Annotated in this window: 8 protein-coding genes, 4 tRNA genes and 2 rRNA genes; all 14 read right to left on the bottom strand. The window is 55.0% G+C overall.

Annotated features, from left to right (window positions below):
* The 14 genes from tuf to C7H10_RS03580 all read right to left on the bottom strand — a co-directional run bounded on the left by tuf (position 1) and on the right by C7H10_RS03580 (position 12669).
* A complete protein-coding gene (gene tuf, locus C7H10_RS03515; RefSeq protein ID WP_068351550.1) occupies positions 1-1197 on the bottom strand; it encodes an elongation factor Tu in 1197 nt (398 codons plus the stop codon).
* Positions 1198-1247: 50 nt separating this feature from the next.
* Positions 1248-1323, bottom strand: a tRNA-Thr gene (locus C7H10_RS03520).
* A gap of 13 nt (positions 1324-1336) precedes the next feature.
* Positions 1337-1411 (bottom strand) — tRNA-Gly (locus C7H10_RS03525).
* Positions 1412-1421: 10 nt separating this feature from the next.
* A tRNA-Tyr gene (locus C7H10_RS03530) sits at positions 1422-1505 on the bottom strand.
* A 40-nt stretch (positions 1506-1545) separates the two neighbouring features.
* A tRNA-Thr gene (locus tag C7H10_RS03535) sits at positions 1546-1621 on the bottom strand.
* A 31-nt stretch (positions 1622-1652) separates the two neighbouring features.
* Positions 1653-2291 (bottom strand): hypothetical protein, encoded by a 639-nt coding sequence (locus C7H10_RS03540; protein WP_106693779.1) that lies wholly within the window; start codon positions 2289-2291, stop codon positions 1653-1655.
* Positions 2288-3022: a type III pantothenate kinase gene (locus C7H10_RS03545; protein WP_106693780.1), complete on the bottom strand. Its 735-nt coding sequence runs from the start codon at positions 3020-3022 to the stop codon at positions 2288-2290. The genes C7H10_RS03540 and C7H10_RS03545 overlap by 4 nt, the downstream gene beginning before the upstream one ends.
* Positions 3019-3984: a biotin--[acetyl-CoA-carboxylase] ligase gene (locus C7H10_RS03550; protein WP_106693781.1), complete on the bottom strand. Its 966-nt coding sequence runs from the start codon at positions 3982-3984 to the stop codon at positions 3019-3021. The genes C7H10_RS03545 and C7H10_RS03550 overlap by 4 nt, the downstream gene beginning before the upstream one ends.
* Before the next feature lie 115 nt (positions 3985-4099).
* Positions 4100-6499, bottom strand: coding sequence for a DUF6160 family protein (locus tag C7H10_RS03555; RefSeq protein ID WP_106693782.1), 2400 nt, complete (start codon positions 6497-6499; stop codon positions 4100-4102).
* A gap of 11 nt (positions 6500-6510) precedes the next feature.
* Positions 6511-7062, bottom strand: coding sequence for a hypothetical protein (locus tag C7H10_RS03560; RefSeq protein WP_106693783.1), 552 nt, complete (start codon positions 7060-7062; stop codon positions 6511-6513).
* Positions 7059-8144: a hypothetical protein gene (locus C7H10_RS03565; protein WP_244178173.1), complete on the bottom strand. Its 1086-nt coding sequence runs from the start codon at positions 8142-8144 to the stop codon at positions 7059-7061. The genes C7H10_RS03560 and C7H10_RS03565 overlap by 4 nt, the downstream gene beginning before the upstream one ends.
* Entirely contained in the window at positions 8144-9346 is a 1203-nt protein-coding gene (locus C7H10_RS03570) for a DUF6160 family protein (protein ID WP_106693784.1), read from the bottom strand. The genes C7H10_RS03565 and C7H10_RS03570 overlap by 1 nt, the downstream gene beginning before the upstream one ends.
* A 211-nt stretch (positions 9347-9557) precedes the next feature.
* Positions 9558-9671, bottom strand: a 5S ribosomal RNA gene (rrf, locus tag C7H10_RS03575).
* A 106-nt stretch (positions 9672-9777) separates the two neighbouring features.
* A 23S ribosomal RNA gene (locus tag C7H10_RS03580) occupies positions 9778-12669 on the bottom strand.
* Between the last annotated feature and the right edge of the window lie 239 nt (positions 12670-12908).

A 12908-nucleotide genomic window follows, 5' to 3' on the forward strand; every position in this document is an offset into this window, starting at 1 on the left:
TTACTCGATGATCTTGGAGACCACGCCGGCACCAACGGTACGGCCGCCTTCGCGAATCGCGAAGCGCAGACCATCTTCCATGGCGATCGGAGCGATCAGGGTAACAGTCATTTTCACGTTGTCACCCGGCATTACCATTTCAACGCCTTCCGGCAGTTCACAAGAACCGGTTACATCAGTAGTCCGGAAGTAGAACTGCGGACGGTAGCCCTTGAAGAACGGAGTATGACGACCACCTTCTTCTTTGGACAGTACGTACACTTCACACTCGAACTTGGTGTGCGGCTTGATGGAGCCCGGTACACACAGAACCTGACCACGCTCAACGTCGTCACGCTTGGTACCACGCAGCAGAACACCTACGTTCTCACCGGCACGACCTTCGTCCAGCAGCTTGCGGAACATCTCAACACCAGTACAGGTGGTCTTGGTGGTGTCGCGGATACCCACGATTTCCACTTCGTCACCTACTTTGATGATGCCACGCTCTACACGACCGGTAACAACGGTACCACGACCAGAGATGGAGAATACGTCCTCGATCGGCATCAGGAACGGCTGATCAATCGCACGCTCCGGCTCAGGGATGTAGTCGTCCAGGGCTTCTACCAGCTTCTTAACAGCGGTAGTACCCATCTCGTTGTCGTCTTTACCTTCCAGAGCCATCAGCGCAGAACCGGTGATGATCGGAGTGTCGTCACCCGGGAAGTCGTACTGGCTCAGCAGGTCACGAACTTCCATCTCTACCAGCTCAAGCAGCTCTTCATCGTCTACCATGTCCGCTTTGTTCAGGAACACAACGATGAACGGTACACCAACCTGACGGGACAGCAGGATGTGCTCACGAGTCTGCGGCATGGGGCCGTCAGCTGCGGAGCAAACCAGGATAGCGCCGTCCATCTGGGCAGCACCGGTGATCATGTTCTTAACATAATCCGCGTGGCCCGGGCAGTCTACGTGTGCGTAGTGACGGGTCGGAGAATCGTACTCAACGTGAGAGGTCGCGATGGTGATACCACGCGCACGCTCTTCCGGTGCGTTATCGATCTGATCGAAAGCACGGCTCTCACCAGTACCCCATACTTCGTGACATACACGAGTCAGGGCGGCTGTCAGAGTGGTCTTACCATGGTCAACGTGACCAATGGTGCCCACGTTTACGTGCGGCTTGTTACGCTCAAACTTTGCTTTAGACATTCGACCAATCTCCCTAATCAACCAGGATCGTAACGTTGACCGGATAAAAATGGAGCTCATGACCGGAATTGAACCGGTGACCTCATCCTTACCAAGGATGTGCTCTACCGACTGAGCTACATGAGCATTGAAACCAAATTGGAGCGGGCAGTGGGAATCGAACCCACGTCATCAGCTTGGAAGGCTGAGGTAATAGCCACTATACGATGCCCGCGAGCAATTAGTGGTGGAGGGGGCAGGATTCGAACCTGCGAAGCTTTCGCGTCAGATTTACAGTCTGATCCCTTTGGCCACTCGGGAACCCCTCCCGTACAGATCTGCAACCGCAAATCTGCTCAAAACTTAAAGTGGAGCTGGCGGACGGAATCGAACCCCCGACCTGCTGATTACAAGTCAGCTGCTCTACCAACTGAGCTACGCCAGCTCACATTCGCCTGTTCAGCGAGGGCGGTATACTACGGATTTTTTTCTGGTGATGCAACACCTTCACAAGCGTAGATTTCAACGAAGTCGAAATTGCTGTGACTTTCCGCCTCAACCGCCTGAACCACCTCGGTTTCCCTTGCTGGCTCAACATCAAAAACGAGGGCGTATCCTATACGATTTCGGGGGAAGTTGACTAGCACTACATTGAGATTCTGCTGTTTTTTTTCCTCCAGCACAGACTCTGCTGCTGCCCTCGACTCAAACAGGCCAAGCGAGATGGCGTTTCGGTACTCACCCTCTGTCACCACATAAGACTCCACGCCACGACTAAAGAGATCGCGAAACTGGGATAGCGCCACCTCCCTGGGCTGCGGAGGGATCATCACCCAATTCAGCGGCGGCAGCTCCCGCTCTCGCTCCTCAATGCGGAAATGCTCGCCAACCCGTTCTGCAAATGCAGTGGCGTCCTCGCGGGAGTCAAACCAACCGACCCTGACACACTCCGTGGGAGGTAGCGGAGCCTGCTCACTCGAATCGGACACTTTCAGGCTTGCAACGCGAGGCAAAATACCACCGGCCGACGCCTCATAGGTGACCGGCGGAATCAAGCCGGGGGCAAACCAGACAGCCAGGTTGGCCAGCAACAACACCAACGCAACCAGCCTCATGCCTGCGATTCCTGAAGATCGACGATTTCCACCCCCTCCAGCACCAGACCAGGCCGATGCTCCGCCTTCAGACCCAACGACTGAAAACGACCCGCATCTCCGCCGGTTAAAACAACCCGTTCCAGCCCGAGTCGACCAACATCACCATGCAGACGCTGAACGAGGCTCTCTGTCAGCCATGCGAGACCGTGGTTTGCGCACTCACCGGTGGACTGGCCCGGCGCAGCGTTGATCTGTTCGTCGTATTCGAATCCAATGCGGGCGGCATCCAGCTTGAGGCTCCGTCGCATCATATGCAGCCCTGGCAGAATATACCCGCCCAGGTGCTGGCCCTGGCCATCGACATAGTCAATAGTCACTGCACTGCCCGCATCCACGACGGCGAAACTGCGCCGGGCGCCAACCCACACGGCCACCATTGCGTGCCATCGGTCGGCACCCATTTTGGCCACTTCCTGGTAGGAATTCCTGAGCCCGTCCCGGCTCACCTCCGCCCAGTGGTATCGAACCGGGGCAGAGGTAACGGTTGCCAAGCGCTCCTCTAGGCGCAGTCGGCTCTGTTCCGATGCGACTGTCGATACGGCAACACGATCTATCTTGCGGGCGTACGGTATCAAATCAGTAAAAGTCACTGTTTCTTCCAGGACTCCCCCACCGTCATGCACGACGACTCCATCGGCCATGAGGCGCCATTTTACCCGGGTGTTGCCACAGTCCAGCAAAAGAATCATGATCGCACCCGCAAGCTGATATCTCCGGCCCTGACGGGCACCAGCCCCTCAGGGGTATCAACCTGATAGTTGCCTGCGGCATCAATACCAGCACCTCTACCCTCAACGCCGCCATCTCTGGCCACCAGATCTTTGCTGAAAAAGATATCCCGTGCCTGCCATTCATCCCTGAACGGGGCAAAGCCCTGACGTTCGAACTGCGCGATAATCTCTACTACCTCCGACACAATGGCCGCCGTCAGAGCATTTCGCGTCCAAACGACATCCGGCCATGCCTCGGCCAGACTTATCCATGGCTGGTCGACCAACTCAGCCTGCTTCATATGCACGTTAATCCCTATACCAGCAATAACCTGCACTTCTCCGTCCTGAAGCTCTCCCTGAATCTCAACCAGTATCCCGCCGAGCTTCCGGTCACCGTAGAACAGATCATTGGGCCACTTCAAACCGGCATCCGTTGCCCCAAAGGTCGACAGGGCCCGACTGACCGCCACCCCCAATACAAGGCTCATACCGTCGAGGGCAGAAAACCCGCCCTGAACACTCAACCCCAGGCTCAGATAAAGGTTTTCTCCTTGCGGACTCACCCATTGACGCCCCCGGCGGCCACGACCTGCAGTCTGGCTGTCAGCCACCACCACCGGCACGCCTTTCAACTCCGAGGTCAACCGTCGCGCCACTTCCGCGTTGGTTGAGTCAACGGTATCCAGAACATCAAGGGCAATGACGTTATGCAGGCGCTCCGGCAGTGCTTGCCGAATGCGGTCACTTGCCAGGAGATCCAACGTAGAGATGAGCTGATAACCCTGCCCGCGGATGGTTCTGATTTCCACGCCTTCGGCTTGCGCCTTGCGAATCTGCTTCCAGACCGCCGTTCGGGAAATACGGAGCGTTTGCGCCAGCGATTCGCCGGAATGGATTCGACAATCTTCAAGAAGGGATAGCAGCGAGCTGGATTTCATGAAACAACTTCCGGAGGCGACATGGAACAGCCCGGATTAAACAACAGGACAGCCAAAAACACAAAAAGGACAGCCGCCTTGACTGCCCGTTTGCCATAACCGGCCCCCTGAATCGTCAGGGTATGGGGGTTGCGGTCAGGTTCGCACGGATATCTACATTCTGGAATTTCGCTCCGTAGACAACCGTTTGACTGCCGCCGACAGGATGGATCAGATCGATGTTATTGATTGAGAGCTCCTTGAAACGGGTATCTGCCTTTACCGCAAAACCAAGGGGGCGGTTAGCAACGTCTCCCGGGCCTGGATTGGCTACATACCGGTACCCAGCCGCCGACCCGGGGCTCATGATTTTCTCATCGCCGCGGCTTCCCACGACGCCCTGGGCGTCAGGCCCATCCTCTTTTTTGGTAACCCTGGTCTGGTAGACATCCACCGACAGATCGGTTCGAATCCCGAAGCGATTGTCTTCAACGCCATCACCATCAAAGTCACCGCCATCACTGGTATAGATATCGTTAACCAACAACTTCATACCGGTGTTGTTTATTGGCCTTCCCTGACTATCCACGGCGCGATTACTCTCCCACATCAAGGCGTTCTTCTTATCGTCGCCCTCGGCTCGAGCCAGAACCTGCACCATGTCGATGGTCACACCCTCGCTGCCCCGAGTCTCCCACTGCCCGCCGGCGGCCACACAGGCCCCCTCAGAACTACCAGCCCCCCCGACACAGATATCTCCGGCCCCTCCGGGCTTCACCAAAGCCGTGCTGCCGGTCTGATATTTTTGAATTCGTAACCGTCCCATACTGGCGCCGTGGTCCTTGGTGCCCACCCGCACATTGCCGATATCCATGGTGCTCCAGGACTCCCCGGTGCCAATGGCCAGCCCCTCTTCGGTCACATCCAGGGTCATATCCCGGACGTGACCGTCATAAGTCATTTCCGTCAGCCAAAGTCCCTTCTGGGCGATTTCGCCATTACCTTCATCATAGGGAGCCGCGATCACCGCTGCCTTACCATCCCGAATCTCGATGTCGGAATTGATTGTGAGCCCCTCTCCCGAGGCGCCGCCAGCACCCAGGGTTATATGCCCATCCAGTTCAAACTCATAGGCGGGGTAGAATCCCAGCGCCAACAGCAACTCGGTACCGCCCTGAAGCGGTGCGTCATCACTGCCAACTCTCAGCCCATTGATACGATAACCCGCTTCCAGGCCTTCAAAGCCAATTCGCAGGCCATCGTAGAACCGTGTGCCATTACGTACTTCGTTGCGCGTGACATTGACGGTGACATCCCCCGATCCCCAGGATTGCAGACCGCTGAAGATCACACGGTTGCCATCTTCCGTGTAGCTCAGATCAGCGAGGCGCAAACTCCACTCCGTTGCCATGCGCAGTCCCTGCGGGCCGGCGTCAGGGTGCCCTCCACCCTGGAGATACAACTCATTGCGATAGGTTCGACCGTTGAATATCTGGTCTTCCAGTAAAAACGACAGATTCAGCGAGCCAAAGCTTTGGCCGCTACTGCCCACCTCTATAGAGCCGATATTCAGATTACCCTGCAATCCACCAAGGGTCAGCGCAACCGCAGGTCGACCACGCCCGTCCTCTGAAACATCCAGGCGAAGGTCGTGTATGCGATAGTCACCGGTGATATCCCGCAAAGCCAGGCCGTTGCCATCATCCAGATAGATAAACGATGCCGTGTGGATGATGGTTTCATTATCCAGCCTTAACCCCTCACCCGACCGGCCACCGGCCCGAATGTCGGTCACGGAGGATAGCTCGTAGTGCCCCTGCAGCCCACCGTAGCTTGGCAAGGGCAGCCCCGTGGCAGAACTATAACTTTGGCCGTAATTGCCCGGTTCGTTGCTGTAGCGAATGGCACCAACGCTCCAGTTGCCAATCACCTCCGGGGAAACCAGCTGCAGCGTGTCCCCCACAACATCCAGCGTAACCCCAAGAGCCTGGACGTCCATGGTGATGTCATCCAGGAAAACGCTGTTGCCATTAGTCCGGTATCCCAATCGCCCACCCGTCATGGTGTAGGCGGTATCGAAGGTGTAACCACTGCCGCCCACAGCCCCACCTTGTCGAATACGCAGGCTACCCTGCAGGGAGTGATCAAAGAATATCCCCCCCATACCCACACCGGGGGCTCCGGCCAGGCGTATATCTGAAAACTCGACTCTTCGATCCTCTACCAGATAATCGAGGTTCAATGATGCATCGGCGCCAATGTCTACCTTTACCCGATGGAACGCGCCCGCTTCATCTCCCCGGGAAGACCCCACGCGCATACCCTCGAGGTGCACACCCTTGCCATCATCATAATAAGAAAGGCGGTCGGCGGAGAGGTTCAACTCCATCTCCAATGTGATACCGCTCTGCCCCTGAATCTTTGACAGGGCGGTATCATCCAACCGCTCCATGGCAGCCACAGGGTTAACAAGTACAGGCACCATCGATACCAATAAAAGAGGAGCCGGGGAAAGACGAGCATCTGTCATGGTCATTAGGCTTTTCCTCATGGGTTTCCGTCCGGAAAGACCAGCAGGTTGCCCTGCATGATGACATCACCCTGCATCTGCACCGCAAAAATATCGGTCTGGATGAACCCCGGATCAGTCGGCCTGGCGGTACTGCTGGCCGCGACCTTGAAATGCACATCGGTAAACCGAACGGTATCTGGCAACCCCAGTTCAATCACATCCCGATCAAACAGCTCGCCGTCGCCGCCAAACCCGGAATCGATCTTTCTTACCCTTAGCGTTAACCCCTCGAAAGCAAACAGCCCCCGAATTTCATCAAGAACCATCCAGCCACCGTCTTCTTTCAAGCGATAGGCAAACCGGGCACCGCATTTTTTGTCCGTTTCATCGCAACGGCCAAAGTAAGCATTCTCTACCGGCCCGCCCATTTCATTGATGCTGATGTCACCCGACAGATAAATTCCGCCCTGTCCTGCTACCTTCGACAATGCCTCATCTTCCAGCGGAGCCATCTCGGCTCTGGCCGGCAAGGTGAGGACTGCCATCAGTGACAGCGAGAGCACAGGAACTGCGTATGGAAAAATCATGGCGCCAGGTCCTTTGTCTGTATTTGCAAATGCTGTATCAGCATGCCCTCAACCCGTGCAGCGCCGAAATCACGGTCGCCAACGCTGAAGTTGCCGATCTGGAGGTTACTTCGATACTCAGGGTTGCTGTAGTAATCCTGGTAGAAATCCCAGGTTTGGGCATTACTCCCGGCCCTCAGTCCGTTTGCAGCAATTTGGCCGGCGCCCGGAGAGCGAATGGTTTCCACCTCCAGGATGAAATTTCCGCCGCCATCAACGTCGAAAAATACCGGCTGTAGACTGTTACCAATCGCCAGCTCCAAGGCAAAATCCGACATGGTAATCCGGGAACCACAAGCGGTGCCGTCTTGGGTACAGGCATTGATGGACACTTCGGGTGAATAGAAGTTGAGCTTGAACTGCCCCGCCATCTGGCTGCGCTGGTCATCACCCCACAAACGCAGATAACTGCCGTCAATAACAGCACTTCGGGCATGGATATTGAGATTCGCTGAACGGTCATCGCCAACAGCGACATTCATCTGCATACCGATATCTGCCCGCTCGCCAATCCAGTCAGCGGTGGCTGGCCGACTGGAACACTGGCCACTGCCGGCGGCGGCAGAGGCGCCCATGCAGTCGAACCCTTCAGCTCCCGGTATCTTGCTCGGCGCAGCCAATTCGAGAACCGCCTTATCGGGAACACCAATGCCATTTCCGTCAACAATATCGATTCGCCAAGGATTAACCAGCCTGCCAAGATTCACCGGCGTCAGATTTTCCCCATAATTTGAGTTGGCGCCTGCGATATACAGGTGATTGACCGTGATATCCACTTCCCGGCCATCGGTACTCTTGATACCGGATATACGGAAGATGCGCGCCTGGTTGCCCTCAGCGTCCGGCCGGTCAGTGCCGTGGGAAAAAGTAAAGTTATCGAATACCAGACCAATACCTGCGCCATCTATCTCGGACATCTCCGACTCGGCGAGCCGCTCCAGCTCTGCCAGCGCGGAGGCCGGAGTAATAGCAACCAAAACAAGAAACACGCCAGCAAAGGCAGACCCAAAGCCTGCCTTACAGGACAGCCTACGCCCGCTCATCAGAACAGCCCCCGGCCGCGATCGATATACTCAGTACGATACCGGTCGGTCCCATTCAGGGCTTCGTTCAGGTTAACCTCGGTGGCACCGTTCGGAATATTAAAGAAGGCGCCTGAGGTCGCCCGGATAAAATCCTCCACCGTCAGATCGCTTTTCTTGACGTCTTTCAGCCAATCCAGATCTTTGGTCTGGAAAGAAATGAACGCTCCGTCCGCAGGGCCGGTGAGCCTACGCTCTCCGTTTACCTCTTCTACCTGCCCTATAGGGAAGCTGTTGTAGATATCCAGATCAAAACAGGCGTCAATGCCCAACACCCTGCAGCCATCGGCATACACGTAGATATCACCGGAGCCGCAGCTAAAGAATGAACAATTGGGAACCTCTATCTCCGAGCTAGAACCCCAGCCAATCAGGTTTTTAACCGACCAGCGGGTGAAGCTGCCCGCGTTCTCCAGAACGAATTTTTCGCCGTTGGGGATACCGATGTACTCAGCCCTTATTGGGTCAAGCTCACCCACCCGAGGATCGTTATCATCGCCGTAGACCAGCTGCGCTTTGGTTGCCAGGGGACTTCCGCCTTCCAGAAGAGGGGTCAGCAAAACAATCAGTTGATCAAAGAAGTTACCGCTGGAACTGGCATCCCGCAGCCCTTCGCCCCGATCAATAATGTCCACATTCACATTACCCGTCAGGGTTTCGATCTTACCCGACAGCACTCCCATTGCATCACCAAAGCCAAGGCGAACGCCAACCACTTCGTTGGTCGCCTCATCAAATGCAAACTCGAAAAAGGGGTTATCGATCATGAACGGAACGATTTCGTTCTCGTTATAAGAGGAGCCATCCGGACGATATTGTCTCGCCGCCTTGGGGTTACGTTGATAGTAGGCCTGGTTGTTGATATAGCCGAGCGCAAAATCCCTTATCAAGACGTCCGATGAGCCGGCCTTCTCACCTTCCCGTTCATAACGGCCAAGCTCCAGAACATCAACATTGGTCTGGATTTCTATATCCATGCCAAGGTTAACGCGGGTATAAGAGGTAGTGTTGTCCGGATCGGGATGGTATTGGCGATCAACCGAAAGGAATGCTTGCCCGGTGACTTCCGACATCTGCTCATCGGAAATAGGCTGAAGACCTGCTTCGGCGGATACCGGCAGGGAAACAATGGCAACAACAAGTGCCTGCAGTTTTTTACTCATAGCCACACCCTGCGCCGTTTCTTGTTATTGACGGCATCGATTGAATGACTGATGAGTGTCTCTGAAGCTGGCTCTTTTTATATTCTGGGTCGGCCAGTCTTTACCGAATGTTAACTTTGTTTGCAGGTTGTAGCTGTGCGGCGAGTCATACTTTCGAAAACACAAATAAAAAAGCCCCAACATCAAGGATGCTGGGGCTTTGGTATTAAGAGCCTGACGATGACCTACTCTCACATGGGCGAACCACACTACCATCGGCGCTGGTCTGTTTCACTTCTGAGTTCGGGATGGGATCAGGTGGTTCCAGACCGCTATGGTCGTCAGGCAAAACGGATGATCACTGGGAAGGACGAGATGGAACGTGATGTTGATTTCTGTGGAGCCTGGCGTTTGCCCTGCTCTGCGTTATCCGCAATTGTCTTGGGTGTTATATAGTCAAGCCGCACGAGCAATTAGTACTGGTTAGCTCAACGCCTCACAGCGCTTACACACCCAGCCTATCAACGTCCTGGTCTTGAACGGCTCTTCAGGAGGCTCAAGGCCTCAGGGAGATCTCATCTTGGAAGGGGCTTCCCGCTTAGATGCTTTCAGCGGTTATCCTGTCCGAACATAGCTACCGGGCAATGCGTCTGGCGACACAACCCGAACACCAGCGGTTCGTCCACTCCGGTCCTCTCGTACTAGGAGCAGCTTTCCTCAAATCTCCAACGTCCACGGCAGATAGGGACCGAACTGTCTCACGACGTTCTAAACCCAGCTCGCGTACCACTTTAAATGGCGAACAGCCATACCCTTGGGACCGGCTTCAGCCCCAGGATGTGATGAGCCGACATCGAGGTGCCAAACACCGCCGTCGATGTGAACTCTTGGGCGGTATCAGCCTGTTATCCCCGGAGTACCTTTTATCCGTTGAGCGATGGCCCTTCCATACAGAACCACCGGATCACTATGACCTACTTTCGTACCTGCTCGACGTGTCTGTCTCGCAGTCAAGCGGGCTTGTGCCATTACACTAACCGTACGATGTCCGACCGTACTTAGCCCACCTTTGTGCTCCTCCGTTACGCTTTGGGAGGAGACCGCCCCAGTCAAACTACCCACCACACAGTGTCCTCAACCCCGATAAGGGGTCAGAGTTAGAACCTCAAACATGCCAGGCTGGTATTTCAAGGTTGGCTCCACCGGAACTGGCGTCCCGGGTTCAAAGCCTCCCAGCTATCCTACACAAGCATGCTCAAAGTTCACTGTGAAGCTATAGTAAAGGTTCACGGGGTCTTTCCGTCTAGCCGCGGATACACCGCATCTTCACGGCGATTTCAATTTCACTGAGTCTCGGGTAGAGACAGCGCCCCCATCGTTACGCCATTCGTGCAGGTCGGAACTTACCCGACAAGGAATTTCGCTACCTTAGGACCGTTATAGTTACGGCCGCCGTTTACCGGGGCTTCGATCAAGAGCTTCGCACGAGTGCTAACCCCATCAATTAACCTTCCGGCACCGGGCAGGCGTCACACCCTATACGTCCACTTACGTGTTTGCAGAGTGCTGTGTTTTTAATAAACAGTCGCAGGGGCCTGGTATCTTCGACCGGCTTCCGCTCCACCCGCAGGGGCTTCACGTACACACCGGCGTGCCTTCTCCCGAAGTTACGGCACCATTTTGCCTAGTTCCTTTACCCGAGTTCTCTCAAGCGCCTTGGTATTCTCTACCTGACCACCTGTGTCGGTTTGGGGTACGGTCTCGAATAGCCTGAAGCTTAGAAGATTTTCCTGGAAGCAGGGCATCAATGACTTCGCGCCCTTGGGCACTCGTCGTCGCGTCTCAGGATTGTGGACCCGGATTTGCCTAAGTCCACTCCCTACTCGCTTAAACCGGGACAACCGTCGCCCGGCTCACCTAGCCTTCTCCGTCTCTCCATCGCAGCTATCCAAGGTACGGGAATATTAACCCGTTTCCCATCGACTACACCTTTCGGTCTCGCCTTAGGGGCCGACTCACCCTGCGCCGATTAGCGTTGCGCAGGAACCCTTGGTCTTCCGGCGTGCGGGTTTTTCACCCGCATTGTCGTTACTCATGTCAGCATTCGCACTTCTGATACCTCCAGCATGCTTCTCAACACACCTTCGCAGGCTTACAGAACGCTCCCCTACCCCGCATACAAAGTATGCAGCCGCAGCTTCGGTGACCAGTTTGAGCCCCGTTACATCTTCCGCGCAGGCCGACTCGACTAGTGAGCTATTACGCTTTCTTTAAAGGATGGCTGCTTCTAAGCCAACCTCCTAGCTGTCTGAGCCTTCCCACATCGTTTCCCACTTAACTGGTACTTTGGGACCTTAGCTGGCGGTCTGGGTTGTTTCCCTCTTCACGACGGACGTTAGCACCCGCCGTGTGTCTCCCGGATAGTACTCACAGGTATTCGGAGTTTGCATCGGGTTGGTAAGTCGAGATGACCCCCTAGCCGAAACAGTGCTCTACCCCCTGTGGTATTCGTCCGAGGCGCTACCTAAATAGCTTTCGGGGAGAACCAGCTATCTCCGGGCTTGATTAGCCTTTCACTCCGATCCACAAGTCATCCCCTGGCTTTTCAACGACAGTGGGTTCGGTCCTCCAGTGCCTGTTACGGCACCTTCAACCTGCTCATGGATAGATCGCCCGGTTTCGGGTCTATGCCCAGCGACTAATTCGCCCTATTCAGACTCGGTTTCCCTACGGCTCCCCTAAACGGTTAACCTCGCCACTGAACATAAGTCGCTGACCCATTATACAAAAGGTACGCCGTCACAGAACAAGTCTGCTCCGACTGCTTGTACGCATACGGTTTCAGGGTCTATTTCACTCCCCTCACAGGGGTTCTTTTCGCCTTTCCCTCACGGTACTGGTTCACTATCGGTCAGTCAGGAGTATTTAGCCTTGGAGGATGGTCCCCCCATGTTCAGTCAACGTTTCTCGTGCGCCGACCTACTCGATTTCACTGGACTCAGGTTTCGGATACGGGGCTATCACCCACTATGGCGGCACTTTCCAGAGCCTTCTCCTACCAGTTGTCCAGCTTAAGGGCTGGTCCCCGTTCGCTCGCCGCTACTTAGGGAATCTCGGTTGATTTCTTTTCCTCGGGGTACTTAGATGTTTCAGTTCCCCCGGTTCGCCTCTTACACCTATGGATTCAGTGTAAGATACCTGGCCGAAACCAGGTGGGTTTCCCCATTCAGAGATGTCCGGATCACAGCTCGTTTGCCAGCTCCCCGAACCTTATCGCAGGCTTCCACGTCTTTCATCGCCTCTGACTGCCAAGGCATCCACCGTATGCGCTTAGTTGCTTGACTATATAACCCCAAGACAACTGATCACGATTCAGCATCCTTTACCAGGCAAGCCTGATACAGAACCCTGTTTCGAGACAGTCACTTGAAGCAATATAACAACCACTTCAACGACAACACCGGATAACGCTTGAAATCGCTATCACTTTGAACAGTTTCTCTCGGAGATAATGAGAGAAATCTATTCGTGTTCTATCTCGTCCAATTTGTTAAAGAGCAAATCTGACCCAGTGATCAGAAAG

The sequence above is a fragment of the Marinobacter shengliensis genome (assembly GCF_003007715.1).
GTDB lineage: Bacteria > Pseudomonadota > Gammaproteobacteria > Pseudomonadales > Oleiphilaceae > Marinobacter > Marinobacter shengliensis.